23 protein-coding genes are annotated in these 25,861 nt (G+C 72.2%); 4 read left to right on the top strand and 19 right to left on the bottom strand.

Going from position 1 to position 25,861, the window contains the following annotated elements:
- Positions 1-113 precede the first annotated feature (113 nt).
- From OG948_RS49670 to dnaK, 4 genes are all read right to left on the bottom strand, one after another.
- Complete coding sequence (locus OG948_RS49670; protein WP_331771647.1) at positions 114-899, bottom strand: response regulator transcription factor; 786 nt, start codon at positions 897-899, stop codon at positions 114-116.
- A 451-nt stretch (positions 900-1,350) separates the two neighbouring features.
- Positions 1,351-1,617: a DUF1876 domain-containing protein gene (locus tag OG948_RS49665; RefSeq protein ID WP_331771646.1), complete on the bottom strand. Its 267-nt coding sequence runs from the start codon at positions 1,615-1,617 to the stop codon at positions 1,351-1,353.
- Between the two features lie 122 nt (positions 1,618-1,739).
- On the bottom strand, positions 1,740-2,318 hold the full coding sequence (gene grpE / locus OG948_RS49660; RefSeq protein WP_331771645.1) for a nucleotide exchange factor GrpE: 579 nt from the start codon (positions 2,316-2,318) through the stop codon (positions 1,740-1,742).
- Positions 2,315-4,180: a molecular chaperone DnaK gene (dnaK, locus tag OG948_RS49655; RefSeq protein ID WP_331771644.1), complete on the bottom strand. Its 1,866-nt coding sequence runs from the start codon at positions 4,178-4,180 to the stop codon at positions 2,315-2,317. Before dnaK ends, grpE begins: the two co-directional genes overlap by 4 nt.
- A 587-nt stretch (positions 4,181-4,767) precedes the next feature.
- Between dnaK and OG948_RS49650 the strand changes: the two genes are divergently transcribed.
- The gene (locus OG948_RS49650; RefSeq protein ID WP_331771643.1) at positions 4,768-5,607 is read left to right on the top strand and encodes a DUF6923 family protein; all 840 of its coding nucleotides are present in this window, start codon (positions 4,768-4,770) and stop codon (positions 5,605-5,607) included.
- A 254-nt stretch (positions 5,608-5,861) separates the two neighbouring features.
- Positions 5,862-6,689, top strand: a complete 828-nt coding sequence (locus OG948_RS49645; protein ID WP_331771642.1) for an inositol monophosphatase family protein — start codon at positions 5,862-5,864, stop codon at positions 6,687-6,689.
- Between the two features lie 100 nt (positions 6,690-6,789).
- Here OG948_RS49645 and iolD read toward each other — a convergent pair whose 3' ends face one another.
- From iolD to OG948_RS49600, 9 genes are all read right to left on the bottom strand, one after another.
- Entirely contained in the window at positions 6,790-8,673 is a 1,884-nt protein-coding gene (gene iolD / locus OG948_RS49640; RefSeq protein ID WP_331771641.1) for a 3D-(3,5/4)-trihydroxycyclohexane-1,2-dione acylhydrolase (decyclizing), read from the bottom strand.
- Positions 8,670-9,578, bottom strand: a complete 909-nt coding sequence (gene iolB, locus OG948_RS49635) for a 5-deoxy-glucuronate isomerase (protein WP_331771640.1) — start codon at positions 9,576-9,578, stop codon at positions 8,670-8,672. Before iolB ends, iolD begins: the two co-directional genes overlap by 4 nt.
- Positions 9,575-10,492, bottom strand: a complete 918-nt coding sequence (locus OG948_RS49630; protein ID WP_331771639.1) for an aldolase — start codon at positions 10,490-10,492, stop codon at positions 9,575-9,577. Before OG948_RS49630 ends, iolB begins: the two co-directional genes overlap by 4 nt.
- Positions 10,489-11,439, bottom strand: coding sequence for a 5-dehydro-2-deoxygluconokinase (iolC, locus tag OG948_RS49625; RefSeq protein WP_331773559.1), 951 nt, complete (start codon positions 11,437-11,439; stop codon positions 10,489-10,491). Before iolC ends, OG948_RS49630 begins: the two co-directional genes overlap by 4 nt.
- 59 nt (positions 11,440-11,498) lie before the next feature.
- Entirely contained in the window at positions 11,499-12,419 is a 921-nt protein-coding gene (locus tag OG948_RS49620) for an ATP-binding cassette domain-containing protein (protein WP_331771638.1), read from the bottom strand.
- Positions 12,416-13,540: an ABC transporter permease gene (locus OG948_RS49615; RefSeq protein WP_331771637.1), complete on the bottom strand. Its 1,125-nt coding sequence runs from the start codon at positions 13,538-13,540 to the stop codon at positions 12,416-12,418. Before OG948_RS49615 ends, OG948_RS49620 begins: the two co-directional genes overlap by 4 nt.
- A complete protein-coding gene (locus OG948_RS49610; RefSeq protein WP_331771636.1) occupies positions 13,537-14,532 on the bottom strand; it encodes a sugar ABC transporter substrate-binding protein in 996 nt (331 codons plus the stop codon). Before OG948_RS49610 ends, OG948_RS49615 begins: the two co-directional genes overlap by 4 nt.
- 237 nt (positions 14,533-14,769) lie before the next feature.
- A complete protein-coding gene (locus OG948_RS49605; protein ID WP_331771635.1) occupies positions 14,770-15,702 on the bottom strand; it encodes a TIM barrel protein in 933 nt (310 codons plus the stop codon).
- A complete protein-coding gene (locus OG948_RS49600; protein ID WP_331771634.1) occupies positions 15,702-16,745 on the bottom strand; it encodes a Gfo/Idh/MocA family oxidoreductase in 1,044 nt (347 codons plus the stop codon). Before OG948_RS49600 ends, OG948_RS49605 begins: the two co-directional genes overlap by 1 nt.
- Positions 16,746-17,340: 595 nt before the next feature.
- On the opposite strand from OG948_RS49600, the gene OG948_RS49595 reads away from it, so the two are divergent.
- On the top strand, positions 17,341-18,345 hold the full coding sequence (locus tag OG948_RS49595; protein ID WP_331771633.1) for a LacI family DNA-binding transcriptional regulator: 1,005 nt from the start codon (positions 17,341-17,343) through the stop codon (positions 18,343-18,345).
- Positions 18,346-18,588: 243 nt separating this feature from the next.
- Here OG948_RS49595 and OG948_RS49590 read toward each other — a convergent pair whose 3' ends face one another.
- The 5 genes from OG948_RS49590 to OG948_RS49570 form a co-directional block, all read right to left on the bottom strand.
- Complete coding sequence (locus OG948_RS49590; RefSeq protein WP_331771632.1) at positions 18,589-19,590, bottom strand: XdhC family protein; 1,002 nt, start codon at positions 19,588-19,590, stop codon at positions 18,589-18,591.
- A gap of 194 nt (positions 19,591-19,784) precedes the next feature.
- Positions 19,785-20,240: a MaoC family dehydratase gene (locus OG948_RS49585; protein WP_331771631.1), complete on the bottom strand. Its 456-nt coding sequence runs from the start codon at positions 20,238-20,240 to the stop codon at positions 19,785-19,787.
- 130 nt (positions 20,241-20,370) lie between these two features.
- A complete protein-coding gene (locus OG948_RS49580) occupies positions 20,371-21,918 on the bottom strand; it encodes a long-chain fatty acid--CoA ligase (protein WP_331771630.1) in 1,548 nt (515 codons plus the stop codon).
- A 61-nt stretch (positions 21,919-21,979) separates the two neighbouring features.
- On the bottom strand, positions 21,980-22,876 hold the full coding sequence (locus tag OG948_RS49575) for an amidohydrolase family protein (protein WP_331771629.1): 897 nt from the start codon (positions 22,874-22,876) through the stop codon (positions 21,980-21,982).
- Complete coding sequence (locus OG948_RS49570; RefSeq protein WP_331771628.1) at positions 22,873-23,808, bottom strand: SDR family NAD(P)-dependent oxidoreductase; 936 nt, start codon at positions 23,806-23,808, stop codon at positions 22,873-22,875. Before OG948_RS49570 ends, OG948_RS49575 begins: the two co-directional genes overlap by 4 nt.
- 284 nt (positions 23,809-24,092) lie before the next feature.
- On the opposite strand from OG948_RS49570, the gene OG948_RS49565 reads away from it, so the two are divergent.
- Positions 24,093-24,971 carry a PaaX family transcriptional regulator C-terminal domain-containing protein gene (locus OG948_RS49565; protein WP_331771627.1) on the top strand — a complete coding sequence of 293 codons (879 nt, stop codon included), beginning with the start codon at positions 24,093-24,095 and terminating at the stop codon, positions 24,969-24,971.
- A gap of 66 nt (positions 24,972-25,037) precedes the next feature.
- On the opposite strand, the gene OG948_RS49560 is transcribed toward OG948_RS49565, so the two are convergent.
- Positions 25,038-25,856, bottom strand: a complete 819-nt coding sequence (locus OG948_RS49560; RefSeq protein ID WP_331771626.1) for an SAM-dependent methyltransferase — start codon at positions 25,854-25,856, stop codon at positions 25,038-25,040.
- Between the last annotated feature and the right edge of the window lie 5 nt (positions 25,857-25,861).

Raw genomic sequence — 25,861 nt, 5'->3', positions numbered from 1 at the left:
CACCGATGCGCCCTCCTCCACCCGGGGTGGAGATCGACATCCACCCGCGGAGCCCACGCCGGATCGCGCCCCGAGGGCGAGGAACGGGCGTACGCCCACGGAGCCAATCGGCGTCAGGCGCGCGCCGGCCCACCGTTGGTGGGCTGCCCGAGATCCGGCGCACGCCGGGCACGCGGGGCCCGCGTCGGCGCGTCGGCGATCGGCCGATCCGATCGCGCGTCCGCGCCCGCGTCCGCGGAGCCCATCGGTCGGTCGGCCGGCACCGAGCGCAGCAGCGTCGCCGCGGCCTCGCGATGCGGAACGTCCAACTTCCGCAGCACCGCGTGCACATGGGTCTTGACCGTGGACAGGCCGATGGACAGTTGCCGGGCGATCGCGTGGTTGCTCATCCCCTCGGCCATCAGAAAGAGGATCTCCCGCTCGCGCGCGGTCAGCGTCTCCGGCAATGCGGACACCCCGCGTTGCGCGCCGGGGGCCGGCGACTGCACACGTTGCAGCAGCAGCGCGGCGATCCGCGGACTGCACGACGCCTCGCCGCGCACCGCGCCGACGATCGCGGCTGCGGTTTCCAACACGGAGTACTCCCGGCCGATGAAACCCGCCACGCCGGCCTCGGCCGCGGTGATCACGTCGTCGCGGGACTCGTCCACGCCGAGCGCGATCAACCGGGTCTCCGGCGAGCCGCACCGGATCGCACGGATCGCCGGAATGCTGTCGGGCGTGGCGAGATCGAGCAGCAGGACCGATGGTCGCAGGCGCAGCGCCCCCGAGACCGCCTCGGCGGCGGACCCACCCGACCCGACCAGGCGCAACGCGGGTTCGTCGGCGAGCGCCCGCACGGTGGCCTCGCGATAGATCCGGACCGGGGTGATCACGAGTACCTCGATCGCCGCACTCATCGGCTTCTCTCTGCCCCCCGCCGTCGAAGGCCCGCCGGGCGATCCGCACCACCGTCCCGCGAAACCCTCGCGCGGCGTGCCGAATCGGGCGACTGCGCCACATCGACTGTTGACAACTCACAGTAATCGTCCGGTCGCGCTAAGAGTACCGCCGCTGTCGTTGCCTCGCTACAAACCCGGGTTCATAGCGGCCGAATCGGCGCGCATCTCGACGAAACCGCACCCATCCGAGCCGCGGCGCGCGCCGGCGGGGGCAACTCCCCGACGCCGGCGCGCGCCGACTCGACCGAACCGTTCGACCGAACCGCTCGATTCGAACCGCTCGATTCGAACCGCTCAATGGGAACCGTTCGATACGAACCCGCTCGATCGAACGCTCCGGTACGACCGGACCGACATCGGCGGGGCGAACCACCGCTCGCCCACGCCGATTCGGTACGGTCCGGGCCGCCTACACCAGCGTCGTCACCGGCTTGCGCGTCGTGGTCTCGATCTCGCCCGCCGCCTTGTCCAGCAACTGCCGGGTCAGATCCGTCAGCGCCCGCGCCGCGGCGATCTCCTCGCCCACCTGCGGTTGATCGGGATCATCCGGGTAACGACTGGCGTGCGCGTGCGAACGCAATTCCGTTCCGTCCCGCAACCGGAGGAGCGCGGCGGCCTCGGTCCGCTTCCCGTCCTCCTTGAACTCCATCTCGATGTGCCATCCGACGATCTGCATGACTACCCCTTCCGAGCCCCCGTCCGGTCGGCACCCGCCGAGCCCCTCCGCGCCGACCCGTTTCGACCTGCCGCGCCTACGATCCGCCCACTCCCTTCCGTCGGATCCGCCGCTCCCTTCCGTCACCCGTGCTCGTGCGCAGCCCCCGCTTCTCCCCGGCTGTCCGCCGTCGGCCCCGGCCCCGGCCCCGGCCCCGGCCCGGTCACCGTCACCCTGGCCGGGCGCAACAGCCGCTCCCCCACGCGGTAGCCCGGCGTGTGCACCACCGAGCAGATCGGCGGATCCGCCCCTCGACAGGGCCGATGCGCCAACGCGTCGTGGACGTGCGGGTCGAACGTGTCCCCGACCGCGCCGAACCCCCGCAACCCCAGGGCCGCGAGCGCGTCCTCGAGTTGACCGACGACTCGGGCGACCCCGGACGTCAACTCGTCCGCGGCCCGGGCCCGATCGAAGCCGTCGACCACCGGCAGCAACGGGGTCAGCACGTTGGCCAGCGCCGCCTCCCGCATCGCGAGCCGATCCCGCCGCACGTGCGCTCGATAGGCGTCGTAGTCGGCCTGAAGGCGCCGCATCTCGTCCACCCGCTCGGTGAGTTGCCCGCGCAACGCGGCGATCTCGGTCACCAGCGTGGCCAGGACCGGCGACTGCGGATGCCCGGCGGGCACCGGCAACAGCCCCGGGCCGGGAGAGGTCCGGTTCACGCGGCCCCACCTCCCCGCTTGTCCTCGTCGACGATCTCCGCGTCGACGACATCGTCGTCCTCGACGGTGTCACCGGCGGCTCCGGCTCCGGCCGTACCGTCGGTGCCCGGCTGCGCGTTCGCGTACATCGCGCTGCCCATCCGCTGACTGATCGTGCCGACCTTCTCCGCGGCGTCGCGGATGGCGGCCAAGTCCTCGCCCTTGAGCGCGTCCTTGAGCCCGGTCAGCGACGTCTCGACCTCTCCCCGCACGTCCGCCGGCACCTTGTCGCCGTTGTCCTTGATGAACTTCTCGGTGGTGTACACCAGTTGCTCGGCCTGGTTGCGGGTCTCCGCGGCCTCGCGACGCTGGTGGTCCTCCTCCGCGTGCGCCTCCGCCTCGCGCATCATCCGGTCGATGTCGTCCTTCGGCAGGCCCGAGCCGCCGGTGATGGTCATCGACTGCTCCTTGCCCGTGCCCAGGTCCTTCGCGGACACGTGCACGATGCCGTTGGCGTCGATGTCGAAGGTGACCTCGATCTGCGGCAACCCACGCGGGGCCGGCGGCAGACCGGTCAGCTCGAACATGCCCAGTCTCTTGTTGTAGGCGGCGATCTCGCGCTCGCCCTGGAACACCTGGATCTGCACCGACGGCTGATTGTCGTCCGCCGTGGTGAAGATCTCCGAACGCTTGGTCGGGATCGTGGTGTTGCGCTCGATCAGCTTGGTCATGATGCCGCCCTTGGTCTCGATACCAAGCGACAGCGGCGTCACGTCCAGCAGCAGGACGTCCTTGACCTCACCCTTGAGCACACCCGCCTGAAGCGCGGCACCCACCGCGACGACCTCGTCCGGGTTGACGCCCTTGTTCGGCTCCTTGCCGTCGGTGAGCTCGCGCACCAACTCGGTGACGGCCGGCATCCGGGTCGAGCCACCCACCAGGACCACCTGGTCGACCTCGCTCACCGAGATGCCCGCGTCCTTGATCGCCGCGTGGAACGGCCCGCGACAACGCTCCAGGAGATCGACCGTCAACTGCTGGAACTGGGCCCGGGTGAGCTTCTCGTCCAGGTGCAGCGGGCCCTCCGCCGAGGCCGTGATGTACGGCAGGTTGATCGAGGTCTCCGTCGCGCTGGACAACTCCACCTTGGCCTTCTCCGCCGCCTCGCGCAGCCGCTGCAGGGCCATCTTGTCCTTGGACAGGTCCACCCCGTGGGCGTTCTTGAACTGCTTGACCAGGTAATCCATCACCCGCTGGTCCCAGTCGTCGCCGCCCAGGTGGGTGTCGCCGTGCGTCGCCTTGACCTCCACGACACCCTCGCCGATCTCCAACAGCGACACGTCGAACGTGCCGCCGCCCAGGTCGAACACCAGGATCATCTGGTCGCGCACCTTGTCCAGGCCGTACGCCAGCGCCGCCGCCGTCGGCTCGTTGACGATCCGCAACACCCTCAGACCGGCGATCTCGCCGGCCTCCTTGGTCGCCTGCCGCTGCGCGTCGTCGAAGTACGCCGGCACCGTGACGACCGCGTCGGTGACCTTCTCGCCCAGATACGCCTCCGCGTCGCGTTTGAGTTTCTGCAGGACTCGTGCCGAGATCTCCTGCGCCGTGTAGCGCTTGCCGTCGATGTCGCCGACGTCGGGGAAGTGCCACGTGTTGTCGCCCATGTGCCGCTTCACCGAGCGCGCGGTGCGTTCGACGTTGGTCACCGCCTGGCGCTTGGCCACCTCACCGACCAGCACCTCGCCGTTCTTCGCGAACGCCACCACCGACGGCGTCGTTCGCGCTCCTTCCGCGTTCGCGATCACGGTGGGTTCACCGGCCTCCAGAACCGCGACCACCGAATTCGTCGTGCCGAGATCGATACCGACCGGACGTGCCATGAAGACGCTCCTAGAACGTCGAGCGCTCCGGTGGCTCACCCCGCTCCCACGCCCCGGCACCCCGAACGCCGCGACCGCCCCCGACCCACGGGACCGCCACCGGGCTCTCGTGCCTTGCGGCCGTGCGGGTACTACCTCCGGAATATGACCCACACATCCCCATGTCAACCACAACCGGCCCAACCACCGCGCACATCCCACCAACAGTGACCACTCCCACACGGTTCGTCGCCGTCGACGCCGCGCTCCGAGCGGCGGACGCCCTCCCGCCCCGGTGACCGGCGCCGACGTCGCCTCGCCCCGGGGGTGCGGACCGCCGGCGACGGCGCGCACACCCCTCGGGTGAGCGCGTCGTCACCCTTCGGATACGCACCCTTCGAGCCCCGCCCGGGTCCGCGACGCGGCGCCGTGGCCGGTGCGTCGGGTGGAGGTCGGCAAGCATTCATCGCACCGGGCTTGGCAGCGGCGGGTCCGAGGGGATCTGCTGGGAGCGTTCCGCGTTCGATCGGTGATTGTCCGGGTCCCGCAACTCCCGTGCGCGCGGCGGCGGATGCCGCGTGCCGGAACCGAGTCGGAGGTTCATCCCGATGCGTCGACGCTCCTCGCGCCGAGTCCGCACCGCCACGACGGGCGGCCTGTGCGCCGCCGTCCTGGCCGTCGCCCTGACCGCCTCGCCCGCCGTGGCGGCGAACGAGTGGGAACAGACGGGCAGCGCCACCTTCCTGTTCCTGGACGCCCTGCAACGCTCCCAGGGTGTCGCCACCGACGGACAGAGCTGGTTCTTCTCCTGGCAAAACGGCCTCCAGCGCACCCGCCTCGACGGCTCGAAGATCGTCGACAAGCCGTTCGCGATCCCCAAGTCGATCGCCGACCTCGGCGGCAACCACATCGGCGACATCGACTACCACGACGGGAAGATCTACGCCCCGATCGAGGACGGCAACGGGTACCGACACCCGTTCGTCGCGCTGTTCGACGCGCAGACCCTGGAGTTCACCGGCACCGCGTACGAACTCCCGCAACATCTGCACACCAAGGGCGTGCCGTGGGTGGCCGTCGACCCGGCGCGCGGCCGGCTGTACACCGCCGAGTGGACCGACACCACCGCGCTCAACGTGTTCCGCCTCGACGATCTCTCGTTCGTCGGGCAGGTGCCCCTGAGCACTCCTCTCGGCCGGATCCAGGGCGCCAAGATGCACCAGGGCAAGCTCTACGCGGCGGCCGACGACGACCACAAGTCCATCCACCGGATCGACCCGGACACCGGCGCCGTCGCCGACGTGTTCGACCGCGACCTGCCGTCGGGCACCGAGGCGGAGGGCCTGGCCTTCCTGCCCACCGCCGACGGCGCGGTGCTGCACACCCTGGATGTCGCGCCCTCGCGCCTGTGGGTCAACTTCCGCCACTACCGGCCCGTCACGGGCTGACCTGCCATCGCGCGGCGCCGGTTCCCGACCACCGGACCGGCGTCGTGACGCGTGCCCGGACCGGCGGCCAACCTGGTGGTGGACGGCGGCGGGCCTCGACATAATGCAGGGGCAATCTATTGCACGACGGCGACCCGATGCAGGGACGTCCTTCGCGTGGGGCGAGGGTCGCGGGCCGATCGCGCGGGCCGATCCACGGCCCCGGTCGATCGGGCATCGGTCTCATCGACCGTCGTAGGCAAGGAGCGACAACCGTGGTCTTCCCCCTTCCCCGTACGCTCGCGGCCCTGCGGATCGCCCGCGAGGCCGCCCAGGTCATCCGCCGTGCCGGACGGCCTCGGCGGATCCGGCTCAAGTCCTCCGCCGCGGACCTGGTCACCGCGACCGACGTGCGGGTGGAGAAACTGGTCCGGGCCTGGCTGAGCAGCCACTTCCCGCAGGACGCGGTGGTCGGCGAAGAGGGCGGCGGGCTGGCCGAGTTGGATCTGAGCCGACCGACCTGGTTCGTGGATCCGCTCGACGGCACCACCAACTTCGCACACGGACTGCCGCACTACGCGTGCGCCATCGCGTTCTGGGACGGCGAGCGGCTCGCGCTCGGGGTGGTCGCCGACGCGACCCGGCGTCGGACCTACTGGGCCGAGGCCGGCCGCGGCGCCTACGAGGGGCGCAAGCGGTTGCACGTGTCCGACACCCGCACGCTGGGCCGCAGCGTGATCGCCACCGGCTTCCCGCCGTCCCGGGCCACCGACCCGGACAACAACCTGGCCGAGTTCCTGTCGGTGGTCAACGACACCCGCGACGTGCGTCGCCTGGGCTGCGCCGGCATCGATCTGTCCTGGGTGGCGGCGAGCCGCCTCGACGCGTACTGGGAGCAGCGCTGCGGCCCGTGGGACTGGGCCCCGGGCGCGATCCTGGTGCGTGAGGCGGGCGGTCGGGCCACCACATTCGAGGGCGACGACTGGAAGCCCGGCGACGGGGAGTTGGTGGCCTCCAACGGCGCCATCCACGACCGGCTGCTGCGCTCGTTCGCCCAGGCCAGGGCCGGCGCCGGGCTGCCCAGCCGGCCGCTCGCCGCCTGACCGCCGCCTGGTCGCCGCCTGACCGCCGACACACCCTGCCCGGCCGACGCGTCGGGCCCGTGATCGGTCGACGACCACCGATCACGGGCCCGCGACGTGCTCAGCCCTTGCGTTCCCGCTCGGCCCGGGCCAGGTCCATCCGCTCGCGCGCCGCGGTCACCTCCGCCCGCGCCGACACCTGCGGTACACCGACCTCCCACCACGCGCCGGCCTCGGTCCAGCGATCGGGCCGGGTGCGGACGACCACCACGGCCGGCCGGCGCGCCGCCCGCGCCGCGGCGTACGCCTTCGTCAACTCCTCGACGGTGTCGGCGGTGAACACCTCGGCGCCCAGGGCCGCGGCGTGTGCGGCGAAGTCGACCCGGACGTCCGCGGCGGCGCCCGGGCCCCGGCAGTCGGTGATCATATTGTTGAACGGCGCCGCGCCCTGGCCCTGTTGCAGCCGGGCGATCACCGCGTAGCCGCCGTTGTCGCAGACCACCGCGACGAACCGGTGCCCGGACAGGACCGCCGAGTACAGCTCCGAGTTGAGCATCAGATAGGAGCCGTCACCGAGCAACGTGGTGACCACGCCCGCCGGCCGGGCCATCGCCGCGCCCCACGCGCCGGCGATCTCGTAGCCCATGCAGGAGAATCCGTACTCGACGTCCATCGTCGCCGCCCCGACCTCCCCCGAGGCCCGCCAGCCGCCGACCAGTTCACCGGGCAGCCCGCCGGCCGCGGTGAGTACGTAGTCGTCGGCTCCGGCCAGTGTGTTCACCACGCCGACCACCTGCGCGTACGTCGGCGGCTCGGCCGGGTCGGCGGGCGCCCGCAGCCGGTCGATCATGGCGTCCCAGGCCCGTCGTTCGCGCTCGGCCCGAGCGGTCCACGCCGGGTCCGCCCGCCATTCGCCCAGCAGTGGGGCGAGTTCGCGCAGCGCCTCGCGGGCGTCCCCGGTCACCGGTGCGGCGTGCCGCTTGACCGCGTCGAATCGGGCCGCGTTGATCGAGACCAGGCGTGCGTCGGCGGCGAAGACGCTCCAGGACGCGGTGGTGAAGTCCTGGAGACGGGTGCCGACGGCCAGGATCAGGTCGGCGTCGGCGGCGAGCGCGTTGGCCGAGGCCGAACCGGTCACCCCCAACGGTCCGGCGTGCAGCGGGTCCTCGTGCGGCAGCAGGGTGCGCCCGGCGACTGTCTCGGCGAACGGGACACCGTGCGCCCGGGCCAGCCGCAACACCTCGGCCGCCGCGCCGGAGTAGCGCACGCCGCCGCCGACCACCAGCAGCGGCCGTTCGGCGCCGCGCAACAGGTCCGCCGCGTGCCGGAGTTCGGTCAGATCCGGGCGCGGCCGCAGGATCCGGTGCAGGCGCGGCTCGAACAGGCTCAGCGGGAAGTCGTACGCCTGCGCCTGCACGTCCTGCGGCAGTGCGAGGATGACCGGCCCGCAGTCGGCCGGGTCGGTCAGCACCCGGGCCACCTGCGGGAGGGTGGCGATCAACTGTTCGGGACGGGTGATCCGGTCCCAGTAGCGACCGACCGCGCGGAAGGCGTCGTTGACCGTCGTGCTCGGGTCGTGGAAGTGCTCGACCTGTTGCAACACCGGATCGGGGGCGCGGCTCGCGAACGTGTCGCCGACCAGCAGGAGCAGCGGCAGCCGATTGGCGTGCGCGACACCCGCGGCGGTGACCATGTTCAGCGCGCCGGGCCCGATCGAGGAGGTGGCGGTGAACACCTGGCGGCGCCCGGTGGCCCGCGCGTACCCGACGGCAGCCAGCGCCATGCCCTGTTCGTTCTGGCCGCGCCAGACCGGCATGTCCTCGCCCGCCTCGTGCAGCGCGTCGCCCAGGCCGAGCACGTTGCCGTGGCCGAAGATGGCGAACACGCCGGGGAACAGTCGCGCCCGGCCGCCGTCGAGGAGTTCGCTCTCCTGCGCCACCATCCAGCGCACCAGGGCCTGGGCGGTGGTCAGCCGTACGGTCGCGCCGGTCGTGGGCAAGCTCATCGGGTTCCTCCGTTCGGCGCCGGCGCCGGCAGCGGGGTCAGCGGGCAGCGGGGGTCGGGCTCGTCCTCGGCCCAACTCTCGCGCATCCAGTGGTGGGCGGGGTCGTCGCAGGCGAGCATCGCGCGCTCGTCGGCCGGACCGGCCATCACGTTGAGGTAGTAGAGGTGGTGCCCGGGGGTGGCCACGCACGGGCCGTGGTAGCCGCGTGGGACCAGGAAGGCGTCGCCGTCGCGCACGGTCACCGTCTCGTCGATGCTGCCGTCGGTGGTGTAGGTGCGGTGCAGACCGAAGCCGGTCCGGTCGGGTGTGCGGCCGTCCCGGCCGGCCACCCGGAAGAAGTAGATCTCCTCGTTGACGCTCTCGTGCGCGCTCGCGGTGTCGTGCTTGTGCGGCGGATGGGAGGACCAGTTGCCGTCCGGGGTGAGGATCTCGCAGACGATCAGTTTGTCCGCCTCGAACACGTCGGGGGTCATCAGGTTGTTCGCCTGTCGGGTCGCGCGCCCGGTGCCGCGCACCTCGACCGGCACGCCGGCCGCCGGGCCGTACGCCGGATCCAGCCGCCGGGTCGCCCGCGCCGAGGCGAGCGCGAGTTGGCAGCCGTGCGCGCCGGACAGCCGCAGTTCGGCGTCGCGCGGCACGTACGCGAAGTCCGACACGGCGGTGAACACGCTTTCGCGTCCGGCCAGTTCGAACCGCCGTCCCTCGGTCTCCACGGTCACGGAGCCGGCCAGCGGGATCACCGCGACCTCGTGCTCCCCGGTCGCCAGGACCCGCTCGCCGCCCGGCGGCAGATGCACCACCCGCAGGCCGCTGTAGCGCCATCCGGCGAGTTCGGGGGTGATCAGCAGCGGGTCGTCGCCGGCGCCGGCGGTGCCCCAGGGACGAAACAGGGTCGGGTCGTTCACGCGATCACCTCCACCGCGCGCGGATTCGCCGCGCGCAACACCCGCGCGGCGGCGTCCACCGCGCCGCGCACGTCGCCGTCGGGCGGGTAGAGCAGCGCGCGACCGACCACCAGGCCGCGCACGGCCGGTTGGGCCAGCGCGCGCCCCCACGAGGACAGGTCGGCCTGCGGGTCGGCGGACGGCACGCCGCCCAGCACCACGGTGGGCAGGGTGGTCGCGCCGGCCACCTTGTCCGGCTCCTCGGTCGCGGGCAGCTTGAGCCAGGTGTAGGCGGACGTGGTGCCCAGTGCCGAGGCGACGGTGACCGCGCGGACGTTGGCGGCGGTGCCCCGATCGAGGATCAGCCGCCCGGAGGCGTCGCGCCGGTACGGCAGCGGCTCGACCATCGCGCGGATGCCGTGCTCGGCCAGTTCGCTCACCGCCCGGGCGCAGCCCTCCAGCGTGGGTATCGTGCCGGCGTCCTGGTCGACGATGCGCAGCAACATCTTGCCGCCGTCGAGCCGATGGCGGCGGATGGCGTCCGCGTCGTAGCCGGTGAAGCGGTCGTCGATCTCCCAGGAGGCGCCGGCCAGCCCGCCCCGGTTCATCGAGCCGATCACCACCTTGTCCTCGAGCGCGCCCAGCAGCAGCAGTTCCTCGATCACGTCGGGGGTGCCCAGGACGCCGTCCACGTCCGGGTGTTCGAGCGCGTCGACCAGCCTGCCGAGCAGGTCGCGCCGATCGGCCATGGCGAGCGGATCGGCGCCCACCCCGAGCGAGCCGCGCCCGGGGTGGTCGGCGGCGACCAGGAAGAGCGTGCCCCGCGCGGAGAGCAGCCGCGGTCGGCGCCGGCGCTCGGCGTACGCGGCGAACACCGCGTCGGGGCGATGCGCCCGGGTCGCCAGCAGGTTGGTCCAGTCGCGGTCGCTGATCACGTTCGGGTCTCCAGCATCGGGTGGTTCACGAGTCTCTCGATTTCCGCGTCGGTGGGCATCGCGTCGGCGCACGCGAGTCGGCCGGCGACCAGCGCCCCGGCGGCGTTGGCGTACTCGGCGATCCGGGTCGGCTCCCAGCCGGAGAGCAGGCCGTGCACCAGGGCCCCGCCGAAGGCGTCGCCGGCGCCGAGTCCGCACACCACCTCGACCCGGCGCGGGGTGACCGTGGCGCTGCCGTCGGGGGTGGCCACCAGCACGCCGTCGGCGCCCTTCTTGACCAGCACCAGGCGCACGCCCCGGTCGAGCAGCCGCCGGGCCGCCTCGTCCGGATCGGCGGTGCCCACCGCGACCTCCACCTCGGTGCGATTGCCCACCACCACCGTGGCCTCGTCGACGAGTTCGCCGATCCGGCGGGCGGCGGTCTCCCGGTCCGGCCAGAACATCGGCCGATAGTCGAGGTCGAGCACGGTGTGCGTACGCCGGCCGCGCACGGCGAGCATCCGGCGGTGGGTGCCGCGCGAGGGCTCGGTGCTCACGCCGGTGCCGGTCACCCACAACACCGGCACGTCGCGGACCAGGTCCCACGGCACGTCGTCGTCGGTGAGTGTGAGGTCGGGGGCGACCGGGAGTCGGTAGAACAGCAGCGGCGGGTCCTCGGGCGGGTCGAGCGCGCAGAAGACCACCGGGGTGAGCAGCCGTTCGTGCGTGGCCACCCAGGCCGGGTCGACACCGAAGTCGGCCAGCGCGGTGCGCACGAACGTGCCGAAGGGGTCCGGGCCGACCTTGGTCAGCACGGCGGAGCGGCGGCCGATCCGGGCGGCGGCGACCGCCACGTTGGTGGCGGTGCCGCCGAGCGATTTGGCGAAGCTCTCGACGCGGTCGAGCGGGACGCCGCTCTGCTGCGGATACAGGTCCACGCCCACCCGCCCGACGGTGAGGACCTCGATGCCGGCGCCGGCCGCGGGAGCGGGCGCGGGCGCGGGTGCGGGGACTCGCTCGGGCGCCGTCACGTCTTCGCTCCCGCGCCCAACTCGTGTGCCAGTGCCTCCAGTTCCGCACCACCCGCCATCTGTCGGGTGAGTTCGGCCAGGGTGATCTCGTCCTTGCCGAAACAACCCTGGCTGCGGCCCCGGTTGAGCAGCAGGAAGCGGTCTCCCACCGGGTAGGCGTGGTGCGGGTTGTGCGTGATGAACACGACGCCCAGACCCCGGTCGCGGGCCCGGGCAATGTAGCGCAGCACCACGCCGGCCTGCTTGACGCCGAGCGCGGCGGTCGGCTCGTCGAGGATCAGCACCTTCGCGCCGAAGTGCACGGCCCGCGCGATGGCCACGCACTGGCGCTCGCCACCGGAGAGCGTACCCACCGGCTGTTCGACGTCCCGCAGGTCGATGCCCATGTCCAGCAACGCGCGACGGGCGGTGCTTCGGGCCTGTGCGATGTCGAGCCGGGAGAACGGGCCGCGTCCCTTGCGCGGTTCCGAGCCGAGGAAGAAGTTGCGCCACACGCTCATCAGCGGCACCACGGCCAGGTCCTGGTAGACCGTGGCGATGCCCCGATCGAGCGCCTGCCGCGGCGAGGAGAACCGGACCGGCGCGCCCTCCACGAGGTATTCGCCGCTGTCGTTCGCGTGCACGCCGGCCAGGATCTTGATGAAGGTCGACTTGCCCGCGCCGTTGTCGCCCAGGACGCAGGTCACCTCGCCGGCGTCGACCGTGGTGGAGACTTCGTCGAGCGCGATCACACTGCCGAACCGCTTGCCGACACCGCGCAGTTCGAGCAGGTGCGCACCGGCGGCACGGGTGCTCGCATCGGCCCGCGTGGCGCCCGCCGCCTCGACGGCGGCCCCGGTCGCGCCCGGCTCCTGTGCCGCGGCGCTCTCGACGGTGGTCGGCTCTTCGGCCGTCGGGCCGGATTCCGGATTCGTCATCGACGGGACCTCTCCGCGCGGCGCCGGAAGGAGTTGTTGACCAGGACGGCCGCCAGCAACATCACGCCCAGGAAGAGCTGGAACCAGTCGCTGTTCCACTTTGCGTAGACGATGCCCTGGCGGGCCATGCCGAAGATCAGCGCGCCCACCGCGGCGCCGATCGCCGACCCGTAGCCGCCGGTGAGCAGGCAACCGCCGATCACCGCGGCGATGATGTACTGGAACTCCAGGCCGATGCCCTGATTGGCCTGGACCGAGGTGTAGCGCAGGATGTTGATCGAGCCGACCAGCCAGGCGGCGCCCGCGGTCGTCATGAACAGCACGATCTTGGTGCGGTCGACCGGGACGCCGACGTTGCGCGCGCTGACCGGAGCGCCGCCGACGGAGTAGATCCAGTTGCCGAACCGGGTCCGCGCGAGCACCCAGGTCGCCAGCGCCGCCAGCAGCAGCCACCACAACACCGAGACCTGGATCTCGGTACCGGCGACGGCCATCGTCGAGGCGAAGAACCGCCCGGCCGACTCGTAGCCGTCGGTGGAGCGCATCCCGCTGACCTGGACGCTGTTCGTCACGTGCCGGGTGACGCCGAGGTTGAGGCCCTGCAGGGCCAGGAACGTGCCCAGCGTGATGATGAAGCTGGGCAGTCCGGTACGCACCACGAGCCAGCCGTTGAGCGCGCCGACCGCGAGCGCGAACACCAGGGACACCGCAAGCGCGGGCCACACCGACCAGCCCGCCCGGGTCGCCAGCATCGCCGTGATGAGCGCGGTCGAGGCGGTCATCACGCCGGCCGACAGGTCGAACTCGCCGCCGATCATCAGCAGCGCCACGGCCACCGCCATGATGCCCAGCGTGGCCGAGTCGTCCAGCCAGGTCGCCGCCCCGGACGCGGTGAAGAACCCGTCGGCGACGATCGAGAAGAAGCACATCACCAGCACGGCGCCGATCAGCGAGCCCAGCTCGGGCCGGACCAGCAGTCGGTGGACGAGGGTGGCGGGCGCGACCCGTTCGTCCTTGCCGGACGCGATGGGCGGCACGGCGCCGGGTGCGCTGCCGGCCGCGCCGGGCGCGGGGCCCGCCGCCTCGGACGGCGTCGAGGGTGTCGAGGGACTCATCGTCATCTGGTCCCCCGCTGCGCGTACTCGGCCACCGCGCCGACGTTGTTCTTGTCGACGAATCCGGGACCGGTCAGTACGGGCTTGCCACCGCCGACGGTGTTGGCGTTGTCCCGGTAGAGCTTGATCATCATCACCGGCAGGTAGCCCTGGAGGTACTGCTGCTGGTCGACCGCGAAGACGATCTTGCCGTCCTTGATCCCGGTGACCACATCCGGATTCAGGTCGAAGGTGGCGATCTGCGCCTTGGAGTTCGCGTCGCCCACGGCACCCACCGCGACCGCGGCCACCTGCGGGTTGAGCGCGAGCACGGCGTCGATCGAGGAGTCCGACTGGAGCGCGCCGCGAATGCGGGCCTGGATGTCGGTGGGGTTGCCGATGTCCACCTGAAGGGTCTGCGTCGCACCGCCGAAGCCGGCCTTGGCGCCGTCGCATCTCTGGTTCAGGCCGATGTTGCCCGCCTCGTGGATGACGCACAACATCTTCGTCCGGCCGGCCTGCTTGAGCTTGGCACCGGCCGCCTCACCGGCGATCGACTCGTCCTGGCCGACGTGCGCGATCGCGCCGAACTCGGTGGATTTGGCCTGCCCCGAGTTGATGGTGATCACCGGGATGCCCTTGGCGGTGGCCGCCTTGATCGAATTGGCCAGCGCGTCCGGGTTGGCCATCGAGACCACGATGCCGCCCACCCCCTGGGTGACCGCGTTGTCGATCAACCGGGCCTGACCGGCCGGGTCGCCGTTGCCCTGGTACTGGACGTCCACGCCCAGCTTCTTGCCCGCGTCCTGGGCGCCGTTCTGGACGACGCTCCAAAACGCGTCCCCCGCCGAGCCGTGGGTGATCACGGCCACGGTGTTGTTGCCCTTGGCCGCGGCGGTCGGGGCGCCGTCGGGGGTCTTCTTGGAATCCGGGTCGCTGCCGGACGGGCTGCTGCACGCGGCGAGGACGAGCGCGGAAACACCCAGGGCGGCGGCGAATCCGAGAGAACGTCGGGGCATCGATTACTCCTCGTCAAGACGGTGGGCGGTCGGGACGAACGGGTCGCGTCGGGAGTCGGTCCGGGATCGGTACGGGTCGGGTCGGCGGGTGCGCCGGTGCGGCGGATGCGGCGGGTGGACGGCTGCTGCGGTAGGGGCGGGCGGCGACTCGCTGGGGATGTCGTACCCAGCCGGGCGGCCGGCAAGGGAGCGACGACCCGCCGGCCTCGCGCAACGTGTGAGGGGCGACCGGCGGCGTCAGTTGCCGCGCAGGTGGGCCAGGCCGCGCGCGGTGTCGTGGCGCGGCAGGTCGGCGTCGGCCGGGTCGTCGGTCAGCCGAGTGTCCTGTTCCAGCACGTACCAGCCGCGATACCCGGCCGTCCGCAGCGACGCGACGATCTCGGCGACCGGGACGTCGCCCTCGCCGAGCGGGCGGTACAGGCCCCGCCCGACGGCGTCGGCGTAGGTCAGCGCGCCGGATCGCACCAGCGCGGCGGTGTCCTCGTGGACGTCCTTGAGGTGGACGTGCCCGATGCGTTCGGGGTGCCGCTGGACCAGATCGAGCGGGTCGGTCCCGCCGATCAGCAGGTGACCGGTGTCCAGGCACAGCGGCAGTTCGCTGTCCCGCAGGAATCGCTCGACCTCCGCGGCGGTCTCCACGTGCGTGCCGACGTGCGGATGCAGCGTGGCGCGCAGGCCGTGCGCCCGGGCGATCCGCGCGACGTGGGCGGCCGTATCGATCAGGCAGCGCCACTGCGCGTCGGACAACTCGGGCCGGGTGTCGTAGCCGTCCAGGCCGGTGGCCGCCGCGAGCACGAGCACCTCGCCACCGGCGGCGGCGATCAGCTCGGCCGTACGCTCGGCGCTCGCCGTCGACTCGGCGACGCGGTCGCGGTCGTGCAGCACGAGGGCGGCGAACGAGCCGACCAGGGTGAGGCCGTGGCCTTCCAGGACACCCTCGAGCACCGAGGGGTCGTCCGGGAGGTAGCCGGGTGGGCCGAGTTCGGTGGCGGTCAGGCCGAGGGCCGCCATCTCGCCGAGCACGGTGTCCACCGGCAACATCGGGCCCCAGCCGGGCACCTCGCACACTCCCCAGGAGATCGGCGCACCGGCGAGCCGCAGATCGAGCGGGGCGGGGGCGGACGAGGCGGTCGCGGCGGTCGCGGCCGGCGGCGTGGTCGGGCTGGTCATCACGCCACCTCCGACCCGATCGGTGCGACGGGATCCGCGCTCGCGGCGGCGAGTACGGCGGCCGGGTCGATCGGCCGGCCCGCGCGCCGGGACCGCTCGCACGCGTCGGCCAGCACCAGGCTGCCCAGCGAGTCGCCGATCGGGGACGGGTTGGCCATCCGGCCGGCGACCACCTCGACGAACACCCGCATCTCGTTGCCGTACGCGAGGGCGAAGCGCTCGGGGAAGCCGGGGTAGGCGTCCGGACCGGCCTGCGGGCCGTCCGGCTCGAGCGAGGTCACCGGCGTGCGGGGGTCCAGACCCACCGCGAGCGACTGGGCCGAACCCAGCACCTCGATCCGGTGGTCGTAGCCCGCCGGGTCGTGCCGGCCGCCGGTGAGCACCGCGTGCGCGCCACTGGCGAAGCGCAGCACCACGACCGCGTTGTCCACGTCGTCGGCCTTCGCGAACGCCTCGTCCACCAGGACCGAGCCGCTGGCGAACACCTCGACGACCGGTTCGCCGAGCAACCACGGCACCGCGTCCAGGTCGTGGATGAGCAGGTCGCGGAAGATCCCGCCGGACGCGGGCAGGTAGCCGAAGTCGGGTGGCGCGGCGTCCTGGCCGACCGCGCGGACCAGATAGGGCGTACCGGTCTCGCCCGCGTCGAGGCGGCGCTTCAACTCCACCACGGCCGGGTCGAAGCGGCGCTGGAAGCCGACCAGGACCGGCACCCCGCTCGCCTCCACGTCGGCGATCAGGGCGATCATCGCGGCGATGTCCGAGGCGATCGGCTTCTCGCACAGGGTCGGGACGCCGGCGGCCACGGTCCGCCGCAACATCTGCGGGTGGGTGTCGGTGGGGGTCGCCACCACCACCCCGTCGACCTCGGCGAGCAGGGTTTCCAGGTCGCCGACCGCCTCGGCACCGAGTTCCCGGGCGAGGGCGTCCGCGCGACCCGGTTGCGGGTCGAACAGGACGAGCTTGTCGACCGTCTCCAGGCTCGTGAGGTTCCGCGCGTGCATCGCGCCGATTCGCCCCACGCCTGCGACTCCGATACGCATCAGATTCATTTCTCCCGTGGACAGTGGGCAGTGGACAGTGGGCAGCCGGCCGAGAGTGGGCTGCCGAGTGGGTTGTCGGCGGCCGACCGGCAGCCGGCCCGTTCGACGAGCGGGAATCCCCAAGCCTTCGGATTGGAGCGCTCCACTTTTGGAGCGCTCCAATCCGGGAACGCCCCAAGACTGATACCCGTCGTCCGAGCGTGTCAAGAGTCACTCGTAACGTTCGCTTAACGCCGCTGAAACCCGTGAATCGATGGGCAATACAGCCACTCGGCCGAGCGGTGTGCGTCGCCTGCGCCGCACCCGTGCCACACCCCTGTGGAGCGCTCCATTCTTTGGAGCGCTCCATCCGTGTAACCTCGGTGCCACGGCTGTCGGTCGTCGGGTCGTGGTGTCGCCGACGGCCCGGTCGCGCGGGGTCGCCGAGGTGCGGCAGCGCGTGGGGTGGGGTCGCGGAGGTGCGGGTCGCGGACCCACCGGGTCGTCGTACGCGTCGAATCGGCGAACGTCGAACCCCAGGGCCGGCGTTGCGCCGATCATCGCGGTGTCGAACGATCCGACCGACGGCTCCGCATCGGGAGAAAGGTGAGCATCAGTGTCCGGTCCCACCCTCGAGGACGTCGCCGCCCGCGCCGGGGTTTCCCGCTCGCTCGTGTCGCTGGTGATGCGCGACTCGCCCAAGGTCAGCGAGGCCCGCCGGCAGGCCGTCCTGGCCGCCGCCCGCGAGTTGGGCTACCGCCCCAACCTCAACGCCCGCACCCTGGCCACCGGCAGCAGCAGCACGCTGGGCGTGATGATCTCGGATCTGCACAACCCGTACTTCGCCGAGGTGGTCGACGGCGTCGAGGCCGCCGCGCACGCCTGCGGCATGGACATCATCCTGGGCACCGGCGGACGCCGCCCCGCGCACGAACGCCGCAGCCTGGAACGCCTGCTGCAATTCCACCCCGCGGGCCTGGTCCTGCTCGGCCCGGTGGTGGAGACCGCCGCGATCGAGGACGCCGGCGCCCAGGTGCCCACCGTGCTGGTGGCCCGGAGCGTCCGGTCCGCCCGGGTGGACACCGTCAACGACGACGGTGCCACCGGATCGGCCCTGGCCGTCGAACACCTGGCCGCGCTCGGCCATCGCGACATCGTGCACGTGGACGGCGGTGCCGGGTCCCAGGCCGCGGTCCGCCGCCGCGGCTACGAACAGGCCATGGAACGCCTGGCGTTGCACCACCACCTGTGCGTCGTGCCGAGCGAATACACCGACACGGGCGGCGCCCGGGCCGCGCGGGCCCTGCTGGAGGGCGACACCCTGCCGACCGCGATCGTCGCCGCCAACGACTTCAACGCGGTGGGCATCATCGGCGAACTGTCCGCGTCCGGTGTGCGGGTGCCCCAGGACGTCTCGGTGGTCGGCTACGACAACACCCACCTGGCCGGCCTGCGACACATCGGCCTGACCACGATCAACCAGCCGCGGGAGGAGATGGGCCGGCTGGCCACCGAGACCCTCCTGCAACGCCTGCGCGGCGAACGCACCAAGGCCGCCCGCCACCTGCTCCACCCGAAACTGGTGATCCGCACCAGCACGGCCCCACCCCGCCGCCCCTGACCCGCCCTGGGACCGGCACCCCACCGATGTCCGCACGGTCCGGGCTCCGCGGCACACCCGCGAGCAGCCACCACCCGCCGCCCACACGCACCGGCCGGTCCGCCGGCGGTCGCTTCCGCCGCACCCGAACCGCCGGGCCGCTCGTACCCATGGCAACACCCGCCGAGCGTGTCGCGGGCACCAACGCCCCCTCACCGGAAGCCCGCGCAGCCGCGGCGTGCCGTGAGCGCCCGCCCGCGCCACTCAGGCGTTGATCGGACCGGTCGCCTCGCTCAGCGACCTGCCGGTGCGCCCGTCGAGGACCGCGAGGATCTCCGCGCACACCGCCAGTGCCGTCTCGGCCGGGGTGCGGGCGCCCAACTCGAGGCCGATCGGCCCGTGCACCGACTCCACCCGGTCCTTGGGTACGCCCGCGGCCAGGAGTCGCTCGCCCCGCCGCCCCTGGGTGCGACGCGAGCCCAGGGCGCCCACGTACGGCACCCCGGCGCCCAGGGCGGCGCTCAGCACCGGAACGTCGACGTCCGCGTCGTGGCTCAACATCACCAGGCACACCGATTCCGGGTGCTCGGCGACGTACCGCAGCGCCGGGTCCGCGTCCTGCGCGGCGGTCGCCATCCAGCCGAGCAGACGCCCCTGGGCGACGAGCAGGCTCACCAACTCCCCGCTCCCGACGATCAGCAGGCGCGGTACCGGCGGACTGACCTCGATCAGCGTCAGCCCACCCTCCGTGTACCGGACGTCGCGCCCGGCCCGGTGCCGCCGCAACATCGCGACCGCGTGCTCGACCGCCGACGGATCGGCCGGCCCCTCCGGGACGACCACGCCGTCCGCGGTGGCGACCACCGACGTAGAGCGTGCACCCGTCTCGTCCAGTCCGGTGATCAGCGCCGCGCCCTCCCCACGCGAAAGCAGCTCCCACCACCGCTGCGGCACCGAGTCGAGCGGCTGCAGCAGCACCTCGGCCTGACCGCCACACGTCAGGCCCGCCTCGGCCGCCTCACGGTCGTGGATCGCGACCTGGCAGATCCACGAGGACCCGGGCGACGGCGCCCGGGACGCCTCGTCGCCGAGGTGGGCGTCGAACGCCCCCTGGTACAGCGACCCCACCGCGGCTCCGTCCCCGCCCAGAAGCAGCGCGTCGTACGGACGCCGGGGCCCGAAGCCCTGCTCGGTCACTGCCCGAACCAACAACCCCGGCCGCCCCTCCGCGACCCACCGCAGCGCCCTCTCCGCCAACTCCCGCATCGCCGACCCCTCTCACCCGCCCGGCCCGCACGGCCCACCGCCGCACCGCCGGCACCCGGAATAGAAGCCACATGTGCGGACAGACTCATTCGACGAGCAGCATATGCAAGAAGAACGAGCAATCCATCGCGCATATGCGATGCATTGCAGTCCGGCGTGCGTCGCGCTCGTCGAGCCGGACGGGCGCTCGGGGATCAGCGATAGAAACGCGAAATGCTCCGCAGGGCGCAGGCCGGCTTCGTGCCGCCGTCGATCTCGATGGTTCCGTCCACGGTGATCTGTACGCCGTCGCCGGCCACGGCCTCGACGTCGGCGACCCGGGCGGTCAGCCGGATCCGGGCGCCGGCGGGAACGGGGGCGGGGAAGCGCACCTTGTCGAGGCCGTAGTTGACCTTGGTGGTGACGCCCTCGACCTCCAACAGTTCGCCGAAGGCCGGGATGAACAGCGCCAGCGTGAGATAGCCGTGCGCGATGGGACCGCCGAACGGCCCGGTCGCGGCACGGGCGACGTCCACGTGGATCCACTGGTGGTCGTCGGTGGCGTCGGCGAACGTGTCGATGCGTTCCTGGGTGACGTCGATCCAGGCACTGGCACCGAGATCCTTGCCTGCCAGGGTGGTGAGTTCGTCGAAGTGCACGGTCAGAGTCACGAGTTGCTCCATCGGTTGTCGGTGACCCGGCGAAGGCCGGAGTCCGGATCGGGAGGATGTGCCGGCGCGCGAGCGCGAACCGCGAACCGGCGGCGAAAGCACGGCGAACCGCGCCGGGAGGTCGGGCGCTTCAGCGGTCCGCGACGGAGTTGTCCCCGGCGCGCAACTCGGCCTTGAGCACCTTGCCGGCGGCGTTGCGAGGCAACACGGGGAGCACGTGGACGGCCTTGGGCAGCTTGTACCGGGCCAGTCGGCCATCGAGAAAGCGCAGGATGTCGTCCCCGCCGGCACTCGCTCCCGGTCGCAACACCACTGTGGCGTGCGGGACTTCTCCCCAGCGGAGGTCGGGGACACCGTAGACGGCGCACTCGGCGACGTCCGGGTGGCCGGCGATGGCGTTCTCCACCTCGGCGGGGTAGACGTTCTCGCCGCCCGAGATGATCATGTCCTTGATCCGGTCAACGATGGTGACGTGGCCGTCCTCGTCGGTACGGGCGGCGTCACCGGTGCGCAACCAGCCGTCGGTGAACGCGTCGGCGCTCTCGCGCGGCAGACCCCAGTATCCGGGCATCACGTTGGGGCCGCGCACGACGATCTCGCCGACATCGCCGGGGGCGGTCTCGGTCAGGTCCGGGCGCACGACGCGCACGTCGGTGAAGAAGTGCGGGACACCGGCGGATCCGGCCTTGTCGACGGCGTGTTCGGCGGCCAGGAACAGGGTTCCGGGTGCGGCCTCGGTCATGCCGTAGCCCTGGCAGAAGTTCAGGCCGCGCCGCTGGTAGGCGGTGATCAGCGCCGGGGGCACGGGTGCGCCACCGCAGTTGAGCAGCCGCAGTGAGGACAGATCCGCGTCGGCCCAGCGCGGCGCGTCGGCCAGTTGCCGGAACATCGCCGGCACGCCGAACATCACGGTCACTCGGTGCCGGGCGATCGCGTCGAACGTGGCGTCCACGTCGAAGCGTTCGGCGAGCACACAGGTGCCTCCCTTGAGCAGTACGGGCAGCGCGAGCATGTTCAGCGCGGCGGTGTGGAACAGCGGCGCGGACACCAACGCGACCTCGTCCGCGGCCAGATCCTGATCGATCAGGACGTTGAAGCTGTTCCAGGTGATGTTGCCGTGGGTGAGCACGGCCCCCTTGGGTCGGCCCGTGGTGCCCGACGTGTACATGATCATGCACGGGTCGTCCAACGTCCCCGGCACGTCGTCGAGTTCGGTGTCCATGGTGCTCGGCAGCGCATCCGTCGCCGCCAGTCGGGCGAGCGGCAGCAACGTCGGCGAGCCCGGTGCGGTGGGCAGTTCGTGCACCAGCCCGTCGTGGGTGGGGGCGTGCACGAGCACCCGCGCGCCGCAGTCGGCGAGTTGGTAGGCGATCTCCGGTGCGGTCAGGCGGGTGTTCAGCGGTACGAACACCGCGCCCAGCCGGCCGGTGGCGAACAGCGTCTCCAGGAACGCCGGATGATTGGGTCCCAGGTACGCGACACGGTCGCCGGGCCGCACCCCGTGTCGCTCGCGCAGGGCGGCTGCGATCGCGCGGGTACGGGCGTGCAGTCGGGCGTAGCTCTGCCGGACGGGTCGGCCGTCCGGACCCTGGTGGACGAGTGCGATGCGGTCCGGACTCCTGCGGGCGCGGCGCGCGGTCCACGAACCCAGTCCTTGGTTGCGCGCGGTGTCGCGCACGGTTCCCCCTGAGAGGTGAGGGCCGGTCGGGCGGAGCGGGGCGGGCCCTACCGGCGGTGGGTCAGCCGGACAGACCGAGCAGGCGGGCGGCGTTGTCCTTGAGGATCTTCGGGCGGACGTGGTCCTTGATCGGCAGTTGCGCGAAGTCGGCCAGCCAGCGTTCCGGGCTGATCACCGGGTAGTCGGAGCCGAACAGCACCTTGTCCTGGAGCAGGGTGTTGGCGTACTGGACCAGTTGCGCCGGGAAGTACTTCGGCGACCAGCCGGACAGGTCGATGTAGACCTCCGGCTTGTGGGTGGCGACCGACAGTGCCTCGTCCTGCCAGGGGAACGAGGGGTGCGCCAGGATGATCTTCAGGTGCGGGAAGTCGACGGCCACGTCGTCGACATGCATCGGGTTGGAGTACTTGAGCCGGATCCCGCCGCCCCCGGGCAGGCCGGCGCCGATGCCGGTCTGGCCGGTGTGGAACAGCGCGATCGCGCCGAGCTCCTCGATCACCTCGTACAGGCCGTACGCCATACGGTCGTTGGGGTGGAAGCCCTGGATCGAGGGGTGGAACTTGAAGCCGCGCACGCCGTATTCGGTGATCAGCCGTCGGGCCTCGCGCACCCCGGCGCGGCCGCGGAAGGGGTCGATGGACGCGAACGGGATGAGCACGTCGGCATTGGCGGCCGCGGCTTCCGCGACCTCGTCGTTGGGCACCGGCGCGGTGCCGGTCGCGTGCTCCGCGTCGACGGTGAACACCACCGCCGCCATGCGGCGTTCGCGGTAGTAGGCGGCCATCTCCGGCAGGGTGGGTTTACGCTTCCCGGCCACCTTGAAGTACGCGGACGAGGCGTCGTGCAGGTCGTCCGCCAGGGACGCGGCACCCCGGGTGGAGACCTCGGCGTGGGTGTGCACGTCGATCGCGGTCAGCGCGTCGAGGTCGAACGTGGGGCGGTAGGGCGCGGTGCTCATCGGGTCGCCCCGTCCGGGACGCGCGGGGCGGGAACCCCGACGGTCTGCGGCTCGCGGCCGGGGCCGGTCGCCCACACGTCGGCGATGCCGTGCGGGGTCCACCCGCCGTCCGCGTAGGCGACGGCGACCTCCTGCGGGTGCGACCACAGGGCCAGCTTGTCGCCGCCGATGCCGATGCACTGGCCGGTGACGGTGCGCGCCGCGTCCGAGACCAGGAACGGCACCAGCGCGGCGCAGTCCTCGACGGTGCCGAACCCCTCGCCCTTGCGCAGGAAGTCCGGCAGTGGCACGCCCTCGCGCAGTCCCGCCACGTACGGCGCGAAGGCGGGGATCGACTCGGTCATGGCGGTGGCTGCGATCGGGACTACGGCGTTGACCGTGATCGCGGACCGGGCCAGTTCCATCGACCAGGTGCGCACCATCGCGGCGATGCCGGCCTTGGCGGCGGCGTAGTTGGTCTGGCCGAAGTTGCCGCGCTGGCCCGCCGGGGAGCCGACCATCACCAGCGAGCCGCCCTCGCCCTGTTCGCGCAGTTGCCGGGCGGCGGCCCGGGCGCAGGTGAAGGTGCCGCGCAGGTGGACGGCGACGACGGCGTCGAAGTCCTCGTCGCTCATCTTCCAGAGCACCTTGTCGCGCAGGATGCCCGCGTTGGTGACCATCGCGTCCAGGCGCCCGAAGTCGCGCACCGCACGGGCCACCAGTTCGTCGGCGACCTCGGTGGAGTCGACCGGGCCGGGGGCGGCGACGGCGCGGTGGCCGGCGGCGACGATCCGCGCGGCGGCGGCCTCGGCGACGGCCGGGTCCAGGTCGTTGACCACGATCGCCGCACCGGCCTCGGCCAGCGCGGACGCGTAGGCCAGGCCCAGGCCTCGGCCCGCGCCGGTGACGACGGCGACCTTGCCGTGCAGGGCCGGCGGGTTCGATGCGTCCATGCGCACGTCCTTCGGAAATTGCCCGCCCGCCGGTGCCGTCGGGCACCGGGCGTGGGCTCGGGAATGGCGAACGGGAACGGCGGGAGCCTGCCTCGGCGCTCCGCCACATCCCTGAAGTTAGGCACGATTCTCACGCCCGTCAAGATTCTGTTTCATGTCTTGATGTGGGTCTTGGTACGGTCGACCCGGGCGGGCCGGTCCGCCCGGCCATCCGCGCCATACGATGCGGCCGCCTCGAACACCGTGCCTCGAAGGCCCCGAGAGTCAGGGAAACCCACACCGCGATGTCGAGCACCGCCCCGCCGTCGACCCCGGCGCCCCTCTCCGCCACGACCGTGCTTCCGGTCGTGTCGCGCCCGCAGGAACTGCTGCTCGCCCTGCTGGCCGGCGTGGTCCTGGACCGGCACACCGAGCCGTTGCCCTCGCGCGTGTTCCTCGACGCGCTGGACCGCCTGGGCGTCGCCGCCCCCGCCGCGCGGGCGACCTTGAACCGCATGGTGCACCGCGACCTGCTGCACCGCGGTCGCGACGGCCGCGAAGCCGTCTACACGATCAGTGCGGCCTGCCGGAACGTGCTGCTCCAGGGCAAGGGGCGGGTGTTGTCCCGCACCCCGTTCGAACACCGCGACGATCGGTGGACACTGCTGTCCTTCTCGCTCCCCGAACATCACCGGGACCTGCGCCACCAGTTGCGGTCCCGGCTGCAATGGGCGGGATTCGGCTGCGCCCGGGACGGATTGTGGATCGCGCCCGGCACCGTCGACATCACCGAGGCCCTGGACGGCCTGGACCTGCCCGACGCCGAGGACGCCTTCCTCGACGCGTTCGCCGCCCAACCGCTGCCGCCCACACGGATGCACCGCCTGGTCCGCCGCGCCTGGGACCCGGACGCGCTGCGCGCCGCCCACGAGGCGTTCCTCGCGCGTTGGGAACGGCACGACCCGGACACCGGCGACCCGCTACCACTGCTGGCCTCGGTCCTGGCCGACTGGATCCACCTGCTGCGCACCGACCCGGGCCTGCCGGCCGCGCACCTGGGGCCCGACTGGCCCGCCGCCCGCTCGGCCGCCGCCTTCCACGCACTGCACGACCGCTGCGAACAACCCGCCCGCGACGCCTTCGACGCGTCCCTGCGCCCACCACGCACCACCGCGACCAACTGACCCGAACCGCCGCCCGGGCCGCCGAACGGGGAAGGCGACCGGAAGGGCGACCGAGGAGGCGAGCGGCTACGGCTTGCGGGCGATCCCGCCCAGCAGCAGCGTGCCGGACACCGGCAGCGGGTCGGGAACCCTCTCCTCCGGACGCCACAACGGGAGGTTGACCAGGCCGGGTTCGACCAGGTCCAGGCCGTCGAAGAAGCCGGCGATCTCCTCCCGGGACCGGAACCGCCCGGTGTTGTGCGCGCTGTGCAGCACCTCCTCGATCACCGCGGCCTCCGGCGTGCCGTTGGCCCAGAAGTGGGTCAGGAACAGGTAGCTGCCGGAAGGGAGTTGGTCCAGATACGCGCGGACGATGCCGGCCGGATCCTCGTCGTCCTCCAGGTGATGCACGATCGCGACCATCAACAGGCCCACCGGGCGGTCGAGATCGATGAGTTCGCGGACGACCGGAAGCGCGAGCACCGCCTTGGGATCACGCGCGTCGGCCGTGACCACGCGGGTGCGCGAGTTCTCCGCGAGCAACGCCCGTCCGTGCGCGAGCACGATCGGGTCGATGTCGACGTAGACGACCGACGAGAGCGGCTGGTGGCGCTGCGCGATCTGGTGCGTGTTCTCCGCCGACGGCAGGCCCGAACCCAGGTCGATGAACTGGTCGATGCCCTGTTCGACCAGGAAACGCACGCCGCGCGCGAGGATCGCCCGGTTCGACAACGCGCACTCGCGGGCTCCGGGCACCACGCTCAGCAAACGATCGGCCACGGCCCGGTCCACGGCGAAGTTGTCCTTGCCGCCGAGCGCCGCGTCGTACACCCGCGCGATGCTGGGCATACTCACGTCGACTCCGCGCGCGCTCCACTCCCGCCGACTTTCGCCCTGCTCACGCACAGATC

The sequence above is a fragment of the Embleya sp. NBC_00888 genome (genome assembly GCF_045207655.1).
Classification (GTDB): domain Bacteria; phylum Actinomycetota; class Actinomycetes; order Streptomycetales; family Streptomycetaceae; genus Embleya.
The sequence above is the reverse complement of the archived record's forward strand: the minus strand, read 5'-3'. Positions and strand labels throughout refer to the sequence as shown.